Annotated in this window: 15 protein-coding genes; 6 read left to right on the forward strand and 9 right to left on the reverse strand. The window is 60.7% G+C overall.

The window, feature by feature from the left end; genetic code table 11:
- From ftsY to AC13QE_RS30440, 3 genes are all read left to right on the forward strand, one after another.
- A partial coding sequence (gene ftsY, locus AC13QE_RS30430) for a signal recognition particle-docking protein FtsY (protein ID WP_488486560.1) occupies positions 1–935 on the forward strand: 935 nt, incomplete at its 5' end.
- The gene (locus AC13QE_RS30435) at positions 932–1,663 is read left to right on the forward strand and encodes a septation protein A (protein WP_488486561.1); all 732 of its coding nucleotides are present in this window, start codon (positions 932–934) and stop codon (positions 1,661–1,663) included. The genes ftsY and AC13QE_RS30435, both read left to right, overlap by 4 nt.
- The gene (locus tag AC13QE_RS30440) at positions 1,660–2,250 is read left to right on the forward strand and encodes a DUF2585 domain-containing protein (protein ID WP_488486562.1); all 591 of its coding nucleotides are present in this window, start codon (positions 1,660–1,662) and stop codon (positions 2,248–2,250) included. The genes AC13QE_RS30435 and AC13QE_RS30440 overlap by 4 nt, the downstream gene beginning before the upstream one ends.
- A 145-nt stretch (positions 2,251–2,395) precedes the next feature.
- On the opposite strand, the gene AC13QE_RS30445 is transcribed toward AC13QE_RS30440, so the two are convergent.
- The 5 genes from AC13QE_RS30445 to ccmA all read right to left on the reverse strand — a co-directional run bounded on the left by AC13QE_RS30445 (position 2,396) and on the right by ccmA (position 5,687).
- Positions 2,396–3,007 carry a DsbE family thiol:disulfide interchange protein gene (locus AC13QE_RS30445; RefSeq protein WP_488486563.1) on the reverse strand — a complete coding sequence of 204 codons (612 nt, stop codon included), beginning with the start codon at positions 3,005–3,007 and terminating at the stop codon, positions 2,396–2,398.
- On the reverse strand, positions 3,004–3,177 hold the full coding sequence (ccmD, locus tag AC13QE_RS30450) for a heme exporter protein CcmD (RefSeq protein ID WP_488486564.1): 174 nt from the start codon (positions 3,175–3,177) through the stop codon (positions 3,004–3,006). Before ccmD ends, AC13QE_RS30445 begins: the two co-directional genes overlap by 4 nt.
- Before the next feature lies 1 nt (position 3,178).
- The gene (locus AC13QE_RS30455; protein WP_488486565.1) at positions 3,179–3,937 is read right to left on the reverse strand and encodes a heme ABC transporter permease; all 759 of its coding nucleotides are present in this window, start codon (positions 3,935–3,937) and stop codon (positions 3,179–3,181) included.
- A 180-nt stretch (positions 3,938–4,117) separates the two neighbouring features.
- A complete protein-coding gene (gene ccmB / locus AC13QE_RS30460; RefSeq protein WP_488486566.1) occupies positions 4,118–4,777 on the reverse strand; it encodes a heme exporter protein CcmB in 660 nt (219 codons plus the stop codon).
- A 262-nt stretch (positions 4,778–5,039) separates the two neighbouring features.
- Positions 5,040–5,687, reverse strand: coding sequence for a heme ABC exporter ATP-binding protein CcmA (ccmA, locus tag AC13QE_RS30465; protein ID WP_488486567.1), 648 nt, complete (start codon positions 5,685–5,687; stop codon positions 5,040–5,042).
- 263 nt (positions 5,688–5,950) lie between these two features.
- Here ccmA and acnA point away from each other — a divergent pair, with 263 nt between their 5' ends.
- The 3 genes from acnA to AC13QE_RS30480 all read left to right on the forward strand — a co-directional run bounded on the left by acnA (position 5,951) and on the right by AC13QE_RS30480 (position 10,362).
- Positions 5,951–8,641, forward strand: a complete 2,691-nt coding sequence (gene acnA / locus AC13QE_RS30470; protein WP_015341460.1) for an aconitate hydratase AcnA — start codon at positions 5,951–5,953, stop codon at positions 8,639–8,641.
- A 258-nt stretch (positions 8,642–8,899) separates the two neighbouring features.
- On the forward strand, positions 8,900–9,643 hold the full coding sequence (locus AC13QE_RS30475; protein ID WP_488486568.1) for a DUF1223 domain-containing protein: 744 nt from the start codon (positions 8,900–8,902) through the stop codon (positions 9,641–9,643).
- Positions 9,644–9,960: 317 nt separating this feature from the next.
- On the forward strand, positions 9,961–10,362 hold the full coding sequence (locus tag AC13QE_RS30480; RefSeq protein WP_132720040.1) for a DUF2794 domain-containing protein: 402 nt from the start codon (positions 9,961–9,963) through the stop codon (positions 10,360–10,362).
- Between the two features lie 252 nt (positions 10,363–10,614).
- Here AC13QE_RS30480 and AC13QE_RS30485 read toward each other — a convergent pair whose 3' ends face one another.
- From AC13QE_RS30485 to AC13QE_RS30500, 4 genes are all read right to left on the reverse strand, one after another.
- Positions 10,615–11,172 carry a GNAT family N-acetyltransferase gene (locus tag AC13QE_RS30485; protein WP_488486569.1) on the reverse strand — a complete coding sequence of 186 codons (558 nt, stop codon included), beginning with the start codon at positions 11,170–11,172 and terminating at the stop codon, positions 10,615–10,617.
- 118 nt (positions 11,173–11,290) lie between these two features.
- On the reverse strand, positions 11,291–12,031 hold the full coding sequence (locus AC13QE_RS30490) for a Bax inhibitor-1/YccA family protein (RefSeq protein WP_075853634.1): 741 nt from the start codon (positions 12,029–12,031) through the stop codon (positions 11,291–11,293).
- Between the two features lie 194 nt (positions 12,032–12,225).
- Positions 12,226–14,772, reverse strand: coding sequence for an ABC transporter permease (locus tag AC13QE_RS30495; protein ID WP_488486570.1), 2,547 nt, complete (start codon positions 14,770–14,772; stop codon positions 12,226–12,228).
- The gene (locus tag AC13QE_RS30500) at positions 14,769–15,479 is read right to left on the reverse strand and encodes an ABC transporter ATP-binding protein (protein ID WP_488486571.1); all 711 of its coding nucleotides are present in this window, start codon (positions 15,477–15,479) and stop codon (positions 14,769–14,771) included. Before AC13QE_RS30500 ends, AC13QE_RS30495 begins: the two co-directional genes overlap by 4 nt.
- Between the last annotated feature and the right edge of the window lie 18 nt (positions 15,480–15,497).

Here is a 15,497-nt window from a genome sequence, read left to right on the forward strand (position 1 = left end):
AAAAACTCTCCTGGTTTCAGCGCCTGCGCGCCGGGCTGGCGCGCACCTCGTCGCAGCTGAGCGGCCAGATCGCCGCACTCTTCACCAAGCGCAAGCTCGACGATCAGACGCTGCAGGATCTGGAGGATTTGCTGATCCAGGCCGATCTCGGCGTCGAGACGGCGATGCGCGTCACCGATACACTGGCCTCCGAGCGCTACGGCAAGGATGTCACCGGCGAAGACGTCGGCCGCATCATGGCGCAGGAAATCGCCAAGGTGCTGAAGCCGGTTGCCAAGCCGCTGCAGCTAGACCTCAGCCACAAGCCGCATGTCATTCTCGTTGTCGGCGTCAACGGCACCGGCAAGACGACGACGATCGGCAAGCTGGCCGCAAAGCTCTCCGGCGCCGGGCTGAAGGTCACAGTCGCCGCCGGCGATACTTTCCGCGCCGCTGCCATTGAGCAGTTGAAGATCTGGGCCGAGCGCACGAAATCGGATTTCATCGGAACCAAGCTCGGCGCGGATGCCGCCGGCCTTGCCTTCGATGCCTTCCAGCAGGCCAAGGCCAACAAGAGCGACGTTTTGATCATCGATACCGCCGGGCGCCTGCAGAACAAGGCGGAGCTAATGGCTGAGCTCGAAAAGATCGTGCGCGTGCTCGGCAAGCTCGATCCGGAAGCGCCGCATACCGTGCTGCAGACGCTGGATGCAACCACCGGCCAGAACGCACTGAACCAGGTGGAAATCTTCCGCAATGTCGCCGGCGTCAACGGATTGATCATGACTAAGCTTGACGGCACGGCCCGCGGCGGCATTCTCGTCGCCATCTCGGCCAAGCATAAGCTGCCGGTCTATTTCATCGGCGTTGGCGAGGGTGTAGATGATCTCGAGCCGTTCGAGGCCGAGGATTTTGCCCACGCCATTGCCGGTACGGGGGCTGTAAACAGCCAATGAATGACAAGAACAAATTCGATGACAAACGTGACGACAGGGAAAGTGCCGCAATGACGACCAGCGACAGCGATCTCACCCCAAGTGCTGCCGACAAACACCACCCCATGCTGAAGCTGGTGCTGGAACTCGGGCCTTTGCTGGTGTTCTTCTTCGGCAATCTGCGCGGCGACTGGCTGGTGCAGCATTTCCCGCAGCTGGCAGCTCTCGGCGGCCCACTCTTCGTCGCCACCGGGCTGTTCATGGCGGCGACGGTAATCTCGCTAATCGTCTCGAAGGTCATGCTCGGTCATCTGCCGCTCATGCCTTTCGTCTCCGGCATCGTGGTGCTGATCTTCGGCGCGCTCGGCATCTACCTGCAGAACGAAACCTTCATCAAGATGAAGCCGACCATCGTCAATGCGCTGTTCGGCATCGTGCTGCTCGGCGGGCTTGCTTTCGGCAAATCGCTGCTCGGCTATGTCTTCAACGCCGCCTTTCAGCTGGATGCCGAAGGTTGGCGCAAGCTGACGCTGCGCTGGGGGATCTTCTTCTTCGTTCTCGCCGTGCTTAACGAAGTCGTCTGGCGCGGCTCGAACTGGCTTTATCTTCCCGATGCCAAGGCCGCAGATAATCTCTGGGTGAATTTCAAGGTCTGGGGAACGATGCCGATCACCATCCTCTTCACCCTGTCGCAGATGCCGCTGATCATGAAGCACACGATCGAACAACCGGCGGAAAACGGTAAATGAGCGAAGCCATCGACGCCCAAAGCCGATACCGGCAACAGAGTTTTTGGTTCATCGCCTGCGCCGTGGTTCTTCTGGTGCAGATCATCACCGAATACATGATGGGCCGCGTGCCGATCTGCACCTGCGGCTACGTGAAGCTGTTCGAGCCGGTGGTGAAATCCAGCGGCAATTCACAGCATATTGCCGACTGGTACACCCCGTCGCACATCATCCATGGCTTTCTCTTCTTCGGGCTCACGCATCTGATCATGCGCGGCAAGCCGCTGTCGATGCGGCTCTTCGTTGCCATGCTGATCGAATCCGGCTGGGAAATCCTTGAAAATTCCCCGATCATCATCAACCGCTACCGCGCCGCGACGATCTCGCTCGATTATGTCGGCGACAGCATTCTCAACTCGTCGATGGATGCGGTGTTCATGGTGGTGGGTTTCCTGTTTGCCTGGCGCGCGCCGGTGGTGGTGACGGTCGTCATCGCCATCTTCTTCGAGCTGCTCACCGGATATTTGATTCGCGATAACCTCACGCTCAACGTGCTGATGCTGGTCTGGCCGGTCGAGGCGGTGAAGACGTGGCAGGGCGGGATCTGATCTTTTAACCCGCGCCCCTGCGGGGTGAGGGTGGCGCGATAGCGCCGGGTGAGGGGGCGTTACCGATCGCTGTCGAACCTCGCCGCTTCACTTCTCGGCCCCCTCATCCGCCCTTCGGGCACCTTCTCCCCGAGGGGAGAAGAAGTTAAAGCGCCGATTTCCCCTGCGCCTTCGCTATTGCTGGATAGAGCCCTTCCTTCAGGCTAGTCGGCGTAAACGGACCGACCTGTTTGTAGAGGATCGTGCCGTCGGGCGAGACGAGATAGGATTCGGGGATGCCGTAGACGCCCCAGTCGATTGCCGCCGAGCCGTTCGGGTCGATGCCGATGGCGTTGTAGGGATTGCCGAGCTCGCCGAGGAAGCGCAGCGCATTCTCGCTCGTATCCTTATAATTGATCGCGACGATATTGAGCTGACCGTCCTTTGCTAGTTCCTTCAGCACGGGATGCTCGTCGCGGCAGGGAATGCACCACGAGGCAAAGACGTTGACGAGTGTCAGCTTGCCCCTGATCGCGTCATCGGTCAGTGCCGGCAGGTTGGAGCCGTCGAGCGGCGCCAGCGCTAATTTCGGTGCCTTGGTGCCGATCAGGGCCGAGGGAATGGCCGATATATCGGTGCCGTGCACTTCCTGGTCGTACATGACCTTGCCGACGGCAAGGGCGATGCAGGCAAAGACGATAAGTGGGACGAGCGCCAGCAGATAGCGTGCGGTGCCGCTGGATTTCGGCTGATCCTTGTTATCGGCATCCGTGGTCATTTCGTCTCGTTTTCCGATGGGCGCTGCGAGCGGCGGCGGATGCCGGAGGCTTCCAATGCGGCAAGTTCGCGGCGGCGCAGGCGTCCGTCGTTCCAAACCCAGGCGATGATGGCGAGGATCATGAAGGCAGCAAAGCCGTAGGAGCCGAAGACGTAGAAGGGATGCGTCATGCTATTCCTCCCGGCTTACCATACGCGCGGCCATACGGCGTTGCGTGGCGATGCGGCGGCGCCAGATCTCGTTGCGGATCGCCATCAGGTGCAGTGTGAAGAACAGCAGCGTGAAGGCGAGCGCCATGGTGAAGAGCGGCCAGAGGAATTCCGCGTCGATGGCAGGACCATCCATGCGCATGATGCTTTCCGACTGATGCAGCGTGTTCCACCAGTCGACAGAGAACTTGATGATAGGGATATTGATGAAGCCGACCAGCGTCAGGATCGAGGCGACGCGAGCGGCCTTCGACGGATCGTCCATGGCGCGGTTGAGCGCAATCAAGCCGAGATACATCAGGAAAAGGATGAAGACCGAGGTCAGGCGCGCATCCCAGACCCAATAGGTGCCCCACATCGGCTTGCCCCAGAGCGAGCCGGTGACCAGCGCGATCAGGGTAAAGGCGGCGCCGAGCGGGGCCGCCGTCTTGCCGGCGACATCGGCCAGCGGATGGCGCCAGACCAGCGTTCCGATCGCCGACATGCTCATGATCGTGTAGCACATCATCGACAGCCAGGCGGCCGGAACGTGAATATACATGATGCGGACGGTATCGCCCTGCTGGTAGTCGCCCTCGGTCGTAAAGGACAGATAGAGGCCGATCGCTAGGAGTATGGCTGTAATCGCCGCCAGCCAGGGAATGATACGCGCCGAAAACGCCAGGAACCGCGTGGGGTTGGCGAGGTCGGAAAATCGGCTGATCGCAGTGATATCGCTCATGCGGCTTGTTTAACCCGATATGGCTTTTCCGGCAATCGACCGCATTGCCTCAGATCGACGAAACAGTATCTCCATCAGAACCTTTCCGCTTTTCTTCGAAATGCGAAAACGCTCTATCCTTTTGATGTTACGCAATTCCGGGCGGAAAACCGCTTCCGACTTTTCCTGGAATTGCTCTGATCAATCCGTCGTGTTCCGCAAGGCAAGGGCGGCGGCCACCGGACCGAGGACGGCGAAGAACAAGGTGAGCGCGATCAGGATCAGGAACGGCGGCAGGAAGGGCTGCGGTCCCTCGACGGCGGCATAGGTGGCGCTGACGCCGAAGATCAGCACGGGAATGGTGAGCGGCAGCACCAGAATGGAGACCAGCAGCCCGCCGCGCGGCAGCGCCACGGCGACGGCGGCACCGACCGCGCCGATGAAGGTGATCGCCGGCGAACCGACGAGCAGGGTCAGGGCCGTCGTGCCGATCGCTGTCTCGTTCATATTCATAAAGAGGCCGAGCAGCGGCGAGGCGATGACAAGCGGCAGGCCGGTCGCCACCCAATGCGCCGTGCATTTGATGAAGACCGTGAGGACCAGCGGCGTTTCCTGCATGACGAGCAGATCGAGCGAGCCGTCGTCACGTTCAGCCTGGAACAGCCGGTCGAGGCCGAGGAGGCTCGCGAGCAGTGCGCCGATCCAGACGATGGCCGGGCCGATGCGCGAGAGAAGCTTCAGGTCAGGCCCGACGCCGAAGGGGATGACGGCGACGACGGTGAGGAAGAAAAGGATGCCGATCAGTGCTCCGCCGCCGGCGCGCACCGAAAGTCTGAGGTCGCGGAGGAAGAGGGCTGTCATGGGGAGACTCTTTCATGCTGAGAGATACCCCGAGTACCCCCCTCTGTCGCTCTCGCGACATCTCCCCCACAAGGGGGGAGATTGGTAACTTGTGGCGTGTACATGCCCCGAACCAATATCGAATGTGTAGAAGCAAAAGCTGGCCTCGCTGGTTTTGCAAGCAGGTGCGGCGAACTCCCAACAATCTCCCCCCTTGTGGGGGAGATGTCCCGAAGGGACAGAGGGGGGTATCGAAGGTGCGGCGTAGGCAAAAGCATCGAACTCACCCCCACACCCCCTCACTCGCCCCGGCAAACCCCGTCATCCGCATCTGCTGTACGTTCTCCAAGCCCAGCGGCTGGTGCGTTGCCGCAAGAACGATGCCGCCGCTCTTCTGATGCGTGGTGATCAGATCGGCGAAGAGCCGGTCGGCGGAGCTGTCGAGCGCTGCCGTCGGTTCGTCGAGGATCCAGATAGGGCGGTAGGCGACCAGAAGTTTGGCGAAGGCGATTCGCCGCTGCTGGCCGGCGGAGAGATAACCGAAGGGCAGATGCGTGATGTCGGCAAGCCCGACGGCATCGGCCGCTTCATCGACATTCAGACGGGAGCCGCCCGGCATATCGTCGAGGAAGGTTTTCCAGAAGATGAGATTTTCGGCCACAGTCAGCTCGGATTTCATCGCATTGCGATGGCCGAGATAGTGGCTGGCTTCGCCCGCCGGCCGGTCCAATTCACCGTTCTTTCCGGTGAATGCGACACGACCCTTTTCCGGCCTGAGAAGGCCTGCCACAACACGCAGCAGCGTCGATTTTCCCGACCCGTTGCGGCCGGTCAGAACGAGTGCATCTCCGCCCGCCAAGTTGAAGGAAACATTCAAGAAAATCAGGTCTTCACCCCGCCTTGCAGCCAGATTTTCAGCGCTTAGATGCATTCGCTCAGGCTTTCCCTATTTTCTTTACCGCAACGCGCAAAAAATTGTCGAAATTTGCGCTTTGTCACTCTGGCAAGTCTTTACGAAATTATCTATAAGACCTGCAACCACGCCAGCGGTCGGCGTGAATTTCATCCTTGCGCCGAACATAAGGTTTTCTGCCTTACGTGCGGACAGCGGAAATGGCCGTACCCGCATCCTGATGTGCATAAAGTGCATAGGCGTTCGCACGACTGTGTTGGCTATCAGAAACGGGGTATCTCGTGTCTAAATCTCTTGACAGTTTCAATTGTCGTTCCACGCTGACCGTGGGCGGAAAAGACTATGTCTATTTCAGCCTGCCCAAGGCTGAGGCGAATGGTCTGCCCGGCGTTTCCAAGTTGCCTTACTCCATGAAGGTGCTTTTGGAAAACCTGCTGCGTTTTGAAGACGGGCAGTCGGTCACGAAAGAACATATCCTTGCCGTCGCCGAATGGCTGACCAACAAGGGCACCGTCGAGAACGAAATCGCCTATCGCCCGGCGCGCGTGCTGATGCAGGACTTCACCGGCGTTCCGGCCGTCGTCGACCTTGCCGCCATGCGCGACGCCATGGTCTCTCTTGGTGGCGATCCGGAAAAGATCAACCCGCTCGTTCCCGTCGACCTCGTCATCGACCACTCCGTCATCGTCGACGAATTCGGCACGCCGCAGGCGTTCGCCAAGAACGTCGAACTGGAATACCAGCGCAACGGCGAGCGCTACCGCTTCCTGAAGTGGGGCCAGCAGGCATTCAAGAACTTCCGCGTCGTCCCTCCCGGCACCGGCATCTGTCACCAGGTGAACCTCGAATATCTCGGCCAGACCGTCTGGACGAAGGAAGAGGACGGCGAAACGATCGCTTATCCCGACACCTGCGTCGGCACCGATTCGCACACGACCATGATCAACGGCCTCGGCGTTCTCGGCTGGGGTGTCGGCGGTATCGAGGCTGAAGCTGCCATGCTCGGCCAGCCGGTCTCCATGCTGCTTCCGGAAGTCATCGGCTTCAAGCTCACCGGCAAGCTCAAGGAAGGCGTTACCGCGACTGACCTCGTGCTGACCGTCGTGCAGATGCTGCGCAAGAAGGGCGTGGTTTCCAAGTTCGTCGAATTCTTCGGCCCCGGCCTCGACAACATGCCGCTCGCCGACCGTGCCACCATCGGCAACATGGGTCCGGAATATGGCGCGACCTGCGGCTTCTTCCCGGTCGACAAGGAAACGCTGAACTACCTCAATATGTCCGGCCGCGCCAAGGACCGTATCGCGCTCGTCGAAGCCTATTCCAAGGCCCAAGGGATGTGGCGCGACAATGACGGTTCCGACCTCGTCTTCACCGACACGCTGGAACTCGACCTTAACGATGTCGTGCCGTCGATGGCTGGCCCCAAGCGCCCGGAAGGCCGTATCGCCCTGGAAAACATCGCTTCCGGCTTCGCGACCTCGCTCGAAACCGAATACAAGAAGCCCGGCCAGCTCTCCAACCGCTATGCGGTCGAAGGCACGGATTTCGACATCGGCCATGGCGACGTTGCCATCGCTGCCATCACCTCCTGCACCAACACCTCCAACCCGTCGGTGCTGATCGCGGCCGGCCTTCTCGCCCGCAACGCCGTTGCCAAGGGTCTGAAGACCAAGCCGTGGGTCAAGACCTCGCTCGCACCGGGATCTCAGGTCGTCGGCGAATATCTTGCCAAGTCCGGCCTGCAGGCAGATCTCGACAAGCTCGGCTTCAACCTGGTCGGCTTCGGCTGCACCACCTGCATCGGCAACTCCGGCCCGCTGCCGGCGCCGATCTCCAAGACGATCAATGACAAGGGCCTGATCGTATCCGGCGTCCTCTCCGGCAACCGCAACTTCGAAGGCCGCATCTCGCCTGACGTCCAGGCGAACTATCTCGCTTCGCCGCCGCTCGTCGTCGCCTACGCGCTCGCCGGCTCGGTGCAGCTCGACCTGACGAAGGAGCCGATCGGCGAAGACCAGAATGGCAAGCCTGTCTATCTCAAGGACATCTGGCCGACCTCGCACGAGGTTCAGGAGTTCATCCAGAAGTACGTCACCCGCGAGCTCTACGAGAGCAAGTATGCCGACGTCTTCAAGGGCGACGCCAACTGGCAGGCCGTGCAGGTTCCTCCGGGCCAGACCTATGCCTGGGACGACAATTCGACCTACGTGCAGAACCCGCCTTACTTCGTGGGTATGGGCAAGAAGGGCGCCGGCGTTTCCGACATCAAGGGCGCCCGCGTTCTCGGCCTGTTCGGCGACAAGATCACCACCGACCACATTTCCCCGGCCGGTTCGATCAAGGCTGCCTCGCCGGCCGGTTCTTACCTCATCGGCCATGGCGTCGGCGTTGCTGACTTCAACCAGTACGGCACGCGCCGCGGCAATCATGAAGTCATGATGCGCGGCACCTTCGCCAACATCCGCATTCGCAACCACATGCTCGGCCCGAACGGCAAGGAAGGTGGCTACACCATCCACTATCCGTCCAAGGAAGAAACGTCGATCTACGATGCGGCCATGCAGTACAAGGCCGAGGGCGTTCCGCTCGTCATCTTCGCCGGTGTCGAATACGGTAACGGCTCGTCGCGCGACTGGGCTGCCAAGGGCACGAACCTGCTCGGCGTGCGCGCCGTGATCGCCCAGTCCTTCGAGCGCATCCACCGCTCGAACCTGGTCGGCATGGGCGTCATCCCGTTCGTCTTCGAGGAAGGCACTACCTGGGCAAGCCTCGGCCTGAAGGGCGACGAACTGGTCACGATCGAAGGCCTGGAAAACATCAAGCCGCGCGAGCGCAAGATCGCCAAGATCACCTATGGCGACGGCTCCGTGAAGGATGTTCCGATCATCTGCCGCATCGATACGCTGGATGAGGTCGTCTACGTCAACAATGGCGGCATCCTGCAGACGGTTCTGCGCGATCTCGCTGCCTGATAGGCATTCAACACTGTTATTGGAGGCCGCCGGAAAACTCTTCCGGCGGCCTCTTGTTTTTCACGGTGATGTGTACGGCGAGACTTCCGCTCACTCCGGCCTCACCCCATCGTGACTTTGCGTCATCGCGTTAAACTATTATCTCTTGTTTCAGATTTTTCGGGCTTGATGTGGCCTGGTCGCCCCAAGAAGCGCGAGTTTTGCAGAGCCCGTATAGGCAGACGGCGCTCGAGATTGGATGCAGAGGTAGAGATAGAAATGCGCCTTCGATTTTTGGTTCCACTTTTGGCAGGCATTGGGCTCGCAAGTTCGCTGCATGCGCAGGAGGCTCCGAAGATCAAGGGCGTCGTCGAACTCTTCACTTCGCAGGGCTGCGCGTCCTGTCCTCCCGCCGACGCGGCCTTTCGCAAGCTGATCCGTCAGGGCGATGTCGTGGCGCTTGCCTACCATGTCGACTATTGGAATTACCTCGGCTGGAACGACACCATGGCGTCAAAGGACAATACGGCGCGCCAGTATGCTTATGCCCGGACGATGGGCCGCAGCGGGGTTTATACGCCACAGGCGATCGTCAATGGCAGGGACCATATGAACGGTGCCGATCTCAGTGGCATCAACGTCAAGCTCGACGAGTTTGAGCGTCTTGGCGAGGGCCTGATGGTTCCGGTCAGTGCCGCCATGAAGGGCGACGAGCTGGAGATCAAGATCGGGGCCGGGCAGGGTAAGGCCAATGTGGTTGCCGTCTATTTCGACAAGGAGCAGATGGTGGCACCTAAGGGCGGCGAAAATACCGGCCAGCAGATTGCCTATATGCATGCCGTCTCCGATGTCGAGACGGTGGGCATGTGGGACGGCAAGGCTATGAGCCTCGTATTGCCCTCTACCGTGCTCGATAAAGCCGGCCGGCGAGGCCTCGCGATTCTGCTGCAGGCATCGACGCCTGCGGGCGATCCGGCCGCCATCCTGGGGGCGACTGTCTTGACTGTGGGCTCGGACGGCTGAGCGGTTTTTCAGCTTCTATTTCTGCTGGGATCGAAAAGGCTTCCTATTTTGGCTAATGCCAAAAAGGGGAGGTGCCCGGCGAGGACGCATTCGGGGCTGGGGTTTAATCGATGCGCCCCGGCCGGGCCGTTTGACGCGGCGGCGCCAAACGGTTCCCTATACTTCTTGTAAATTGGGCGTCGTTTTGGCTGAAATGCGGCGCTGACGAGGTGCTTTCACAGCTGGGAAAGAAATTGTGAGCCGCCAGCCGTCTTGCAATTTGATGTGGCTGAGGCAAACTGTCATTCTCCTGTCATGAGATAGCCCCTGGGGGATTGATGACTGATCAGCCGGATTTGAGACACGGTGAAAGCCGTTCCGTCGAAACCAATTCATCCGTCGTCGTTGATCTCAGAGAATACAAACAGAGCAAGGACCCGCTGCCGGTGACGTTTCATCGCCGGGAGTTGGATGCGATTCTCTGGATCTATGGCCGCATGGTCGGCGAGGGCGAGTGGCGCGACTACGCCATCGACCATTTGAAGGACAAGGCGGTTTTCTCCGTCTTCAAGCGCTCCGGCGAGATGCCGCTCTTCCGTATCGAAAAGAATCCAAAGCTTTCGGCCAAGCAGGGTGCCTTCTCCGTCGTCAATACCAACGGCATGATCCTGAAGCGCGGCCATGAGCTGAGCCAAGTGTTGAAGGTTTTCGACAAGCAGCTGAAGCTGGTGGAGAAGTAGTTTCGCTTCATTGGCTATGTGCTGGTGGATAGTGCGGTACCCCCTCTGTCACTTCGTGACATCTCCCCCACAAGGGGGGAGATTTTTGGGAGTTTGACGTACGCTGCTTGCAAAACAATAGACCACAATTTCAACAGGTCCGATGCCTAGGTGAGGGAGTGCTCTGGGCTGCCGATCTCCCCCCTTGTGGGGGAGATGTCACGAAGTGACGGAGGAGGGTACCAGCGTTTCCGCAGACTGACAGGTCCGATCCTACCCACCGAACAACGTCCCCGGATAAACCGACGGATCCGGATCGGTTTCTGCGCCGTCCCCGAGCGCCTTCTGCATCAGCATCGTATCCAGCCATCGGCCATGCTTGTAGCCGGTGCCTTTCAACAGGCCGGTTTCGGTAAAGCCTGCGGCGCGGTGTACGGCGACGGAGGCGGGATGGGCGCCGCCGATGACGGCGATCATCTGGCGGAAGCCAAGCGTCTGGCAGCTTTCGACGAGCGCATCGAGCAGCAATCGGCCAATGCCGCGCCCTCGAGCCTCCGGCGCCAGATAGATCGAGTCCTCTACCATCCAACGATAGGCTGGCCGCGTGCGGAAGGATGAGGCGTAGGCATAGCCGAGGAACGCGCCGGCATCGTCTTCCGCAACGAGATAGGGATAACCCTTGTCACGGATCGCCTCGAACCTGGCCGTCATTTCCTCCTGGCTCGGCGGCGTGATTTCGTAGCTTGCCGTGCCGTTGAGGACGGAATCTCTGTAGATGGCGGTGATATGGGGAAGGTCGTTTGAGGTTGCACTGCGGAGGCTGACGGACATTGCTTCTATTGCCTGATCTGCGGATTTGTGACAACAGCTATCAAATCGCAAGGCGTGCGATCGAGCAAACAAAAAAGGCGGCTGAAGCCGCCTTTTCATATCTCATTTCACGCTGCGATTAACGGCGGTTGCCCATAAATTGCAGCAGGAACATGAACAGGTTGATGAAGTCCAGGTAGAGCGACAGGGCCCCCATGATCGCCTTGCGGCCAGCCACCGTCGCATCGTCGGCAGTGTAGTACATTTCCTTGATCCGCTGCGTATCGTAGGCGGTGAGGCCTGCGAAGATCAGGACGCCGATCACGGAGATGGCGAACTGCAGGGCGGACGAAGCCAGGAAGATGTTGACGAGCGTAGCGATGATCAGGCCGAAGAGACCCATCATCAGGAACGAGCCCATCGCCGACAGGTCACGCTTGGTCGTGTAGCCGTAGAGCGACAGCGCGCCGAAGGAGGCGGCGGTCACGAAGAAGGTCTGTACGACGCTCTGGCCGGTGTAGATGATGAAGATCGACGACAGCGACAGGCCCACCAGCGCGGCGTAGACCCAGAAGGTCGTCGTCGCGGCGGCCACGCTCATGCGGTTAATCCTGAAGCTCAGGAAGAAGACCATTGCCAGCGGGGCGAGAATGACCACCCACTTCAGCGGGCTGAGATAGATCGCCTGGCCGAAGGCCGTGATCTGTCCGTTTGCGAAAGCGAGCGAGAAGGAGAGATAGGCGGCAACACCCGTGATCGCCAGACCCAGCGCCATCAGGTTATAGACCTTGAGCATATAGGCTCGAAGGCCCTCGTCTATCATCGCACCGGATTGCGCACCGCTCTGCGCCCGGTTTTGGTAATTGCGAAAGTCAGCCATGTTTTCCTCTTTCAAGCTCCGATGTGATTACGGTGTCGGGTCCTTCAGAACCCAGGCGCCGCTGCGGAGCTCCAGCATGCCTGCAGAGAATATGAGGCTTTCGAGCCGCATGCACAAGGGTCAAGCAGCCGGCCCGATGTTAAATCGATGTAACATCGGGCTGTTTTGGCGGCTCTGCGCCGTTGGCGGAGCGGTTAGAGCTCACGCAGAACGGGGGCGGCCTTCTGGCCGAGGATGCGCCAGGTGCCGATGAGGCCAATACCGACCGTCAGCACCAGCGCGATGACGAGCGTCGATAGGGCGACATCGGGCAGGAAGGCCGAGGGCAGGTGCATGATGCGGCTGACGATATACCAGGCGGATGCGGAGCCGGCGATCAGCGCGAAGACGGCGGTCGCCCCACCCAGGATCAGATATTCGTAGCTGAAGGCGCGGATCAGTGTCGCCCGCGTCGCGCCGAGCGTCTTGAGGATGACGGCATCATGCGTGCGAGCGCGGTTTCCGGCGGCGAGCGCGCCGGCCAGCACGAGGATGGATGCGATGAGCGCCACCGAGGCGGCGGAGCGGATGGCAGTGGCAAGCTGTCCCACAAGCGTGTTGACGACATCGAGAGCATCCTTGACGCGGACGCTTGTTATGGTCGGGTAGGTATTCGTGACTTTCCTGAGAATGGCCGCTTCCTGTTCCGAGGTGGCGGACGTGTCGGTCAGGGTCGCGAGCCAGGCATGCGGGGCGCCCTTGAAGGTATTGGGCGAGAAGATCATCACGAAATTGATCGACAGCGACTGCCATTGAACCTTGCGGAAGCTGGCGATCTTGGCGGTGATGTTGCGGCCGAGCACGTTGACGGTGACTTTATCGCCGAGTTTCAGGCCGAGCGCCTTGCCTTCCTCTTCGGAGAAGGAAACCAACGGCTCGCCGCTATAATCCTTGTCCCACCATTTGCCTTCCGTGACCGAGGCATTTTCCGGCACCGTATCGGCATAGGTGATGCCGCGGTCGCCGCGCAGGACCCATTGGCCTGCTGCCGGCACCTTCATCTTGGTGACATCCTCGCCGTTGAAGGCGACGATGCGGCCGCGCAGCATCGGCGCCTCGACGAGCTTGCCCTTGGGGTCGATGTCGAGCACGATCTTGCGAAAGCCTTCCAGCTCCGGCCCCTGAATGTCGACAAAGAAGAAATTCGGCGCCTGTTCGCTCATGCGGCCCATGAGCTCGCGGCGCATATTGCCGTCGATCAGCGTCAGGGTCACCAACAGCGCCAGGCCAAGCCCGAGCGACAGCACGACGGATGAAGTCAGCGCGCCCGGCCGGTGGATATTGCCGATCGCCAGGCGCAGAGCGGGCGAGCGCACGCGCGGGCTGCGGCGGGCAAGCCAGGAAAGCAGGGCCGCCACCAGGCGCAGCACGACGAAGGCGCCGGCGATCGATACGACGAAGACGATGGCGATGAAGCGATCATAGGCGGTGACGATCGCCAAGCCGGCAAGTGCTGCCATCAGCACACCGGCGGCGAGCAGATAAGGCCAGCCGGGAAGGCGTCGCGCTTCGAAGCCCTGCTCGCGAAACAACGCCGTTGCCGGCACTTCGCGGGCATGGCCGAGCGGCGGAATGGCAAAGGCCAGCGTCGTCAGCAGGCCGAAGAGAGTGGCAAGCGTTAGCGCGCCGGGATAGAGCCGCGGTGCGGTGGAAATCGGCAGGAATTCCGCCATGAATTGCGACGCAATCATCGGCGCAATGGCACCGAGGACGAGGCCAATTACTATGCCGGCAAGCGCAATGACAGCGATCTGGATGAGATAGATCAGCACGACGACGAAGGCCGGCGCGCCCAGGCATTTGAAGGTGGCGATGGTCGTGCGTTTCGAATCGAGGAAGGCGCGTACGGCATTGGCAACGCCGACGCCGCCGACGATCAAGGCGGCCAAGCCGACCAGCGTCAGGAATTGCGAGAAACGCGTGACATTGTCGGCGAGCTGGGGAGCAGCGCGATCACTGCTGCGGATCGACCAGCCGGCTTGCGGGAAGGCGGCGTTGGCGCGGTCAGTGAGATTGCGGATGCCGGCTGCGGGGTTGTCCATGCGGATCTTGTAGGATTGCTCGACCAGACTGCCCGTGGTGATCAGGCCGGAGGCGATCAGGGCGTCGCGGCTGGTGAGCAGACGTGGCGCGAAGCCGAAGCCTTCGGAGACGGCGTCCGGCTCGCTTTGGATAGTGCTCGATATGCGCAGCTTCGTATTGCCTAGCAGCAAATCGCTGCCGACCTTGAGGTTCAGGCGTTCCAACAGCAGGGGCGCTACGACGGCGCCATAGGCGCCATCCTTTGCGGCCAGTAACGTCGAGAGCGGCTGATTAGGGTCGGCCTCAAAGGTGCCGTAGAGCGGATAGGCGTCGTCGACGGCCTTCACCTCGACCAGCGCCTGGTCCGAGCCATCGGGCAGCCTCGCCATGGAACGCAGGCCGGTGGAGCGGGAAATTTTGCCCAACCTTTGGAGATAGGCGAATTCTTCCGGTGTCGCCTCGCGATTGCGCAGTTCGAAACGGGCGTCGCCTGATAGCAGCGATTGCCCCTGCGTCGCGATCGCGTCGGTGATCGAACGGGAAACGGAATTGACGGCGGCGATTGCGCCGGTGCCGAGCGCGATGCAGGCGAGGAAGATGTAGAAGCCGCCAAGGCCACCGCGCAATTCGCGCATGGCAAGGCGGAAGGCGAGGGGCAGGCGCAGTCCCGCCGCGCTCATGCAATGGCTGCCTGGTTAGTGCGTGTGCGCATGCTGTCGTTCTCGATTTCGCCGGAACGGACGCGGATCTGCCGCGAGCAGCGGGCGGCAAGTGCGGGATCATGGGTGACGAGGAGCATGGTCGTGCCGCGCTCGGCCTGCTGGGTGAAGAGCAGATCGGCGATCTGCCGGCCGGTATCGGTATCGAGGTTGCCCGTCGGTTCGTCGGCGATCAGGACGGCTGGCGAAGGCGCCAGCGCGCGGGCGATGGCGACACGCTGCTGTTCACCGCCGGAGAGCTGGCCGGGATAGTGCGTGAGCCTCTCGCCCAGCCCCACCGCTTCCAGCTCCCGCCTGGCGATATCGAAGGCATCGCGGACATTCGCAAGTTCCAGCGGCACGGCGACATTTTCGAGCGCCGTCATGTTGGCGATGAGGTGAAAGGATTGGAAGACGATGCCGATGTTGCGGCCGCGGAAATCGGCGATGCGATCTTCACTCAGGCTATGCAGCGGTGTGTCGCGGATCAGAAGTTCGCCGCTGTCGAGCTTTTCGAGGCCGGCCAGCACCATCAGCAAAGTGGACTTGCCGGAACCGGAAGGGCCGACGATGCCCACCGATTCACCCTCCATGATGGTGAGGTCAATGCCCTTCAGCACATGGACTGATGCGGCGGCATTGCCGAGCGTCAAATCCGCCTTCTTCAGCTCGATGATGGTTTTTGCCAATGCGAACGCCCTATATAT

This window comes from Martinezella sp. CNPSo 3957, from assembly GCF_057784395.1.

What these genes read in the sequence shown, in the direction of transcription:
- AC13QE_RS30490 (WP_075853634.1), bottom strand. Translation starts at nt 12,031, where the DNA reads ATGGCTGACTTTCGCAATTACCAAAACCGGGCGCAGAGCGGTGCGCAA.
- AC13QE_RS30495 (WP_488486570.1), bottom strand. Translation starts at nt 14,772, where the DNA reads ATGAGCGCGGCGGGACTGCGCCTGCCCCTCGCCTTCCGCCTTGCCATG.
- AC13QE_RS30445 (WP_488486563.1), bottom strand. Translation starts at nt 3,007, where the DNA reads ATGACCACGGATGCCGATAACAAGGATCAGCCGAAATCCAGCGGCACC.
- AC13QE_RS30480 (WP_132720040.1), top strand. Translation starts at nt 9,961, where the DNA reads ATGACTGATCAGCCGGATTTGAGACACGGTGAAAGCCGTTCCGTCGAA.
- AC13QE_RS30485 (WP_488486569.1), bottom strand. Translation starts at nt 11,172, where the DNA reads ATGTCCGTCAGCCTCCGCAGTGCAACCTCAAACGACCTTCCCCATATC.
- ccmB (WP_488486566.1), bottom strand. Translation starts at nt 4,777, where the DNA reads ATGACAGCCCTCTTCCTCCGCGACCTCAGACTTTCGGTGCGCGCCGGC.
- AC13QE_RS30455 (WP_488486565.1), bottom strand. Translation starts at nt 3,937, where the DNA reads ATGAGCGATATCACTGCGATCAGCCGATTTTCCGACCTCGCCAACCCC.
- AC13QE_RS30475 (WP_488486568.1), top strand. Translation starts at nt 8,900, where the DNA reads ATGCGCCTTCGATTTTTGGTTCCACTTTTGGCAGGCATTGGGCTCGCA.
- AC13QE_RS30435 (WP_488486561.1), top strand. Translation starts at nt 932, where the DNA reads ATGAATGACAAGAACAAATTCGATGACAAACGTGACGACAGGGAAAGT.
- ccmA (WP_488486567.1), bottom strand. Translation starts at nt 5,687, where the DNA reads ATGCATCTAAGCGCTGAAAATCTGGCTGCAAGGCGGGGTGAAGACCTG.
- AC13QE_RS30440 (WP_488486562.1), top strand. Translation starts at nt 1,660, where the DNA reads ATGAGCGAAGCCATCGACGCCCAAAGCCGATACCGGCAACAGAGTTTT.
- ccmD (WP_488486564.1), bottom strand. Translation starts at nt 3,177, where the DNA reads ATGACGCATCCCTTCTACGTCTTCGGCTCCTACGGCTTTGCTGCCTTC.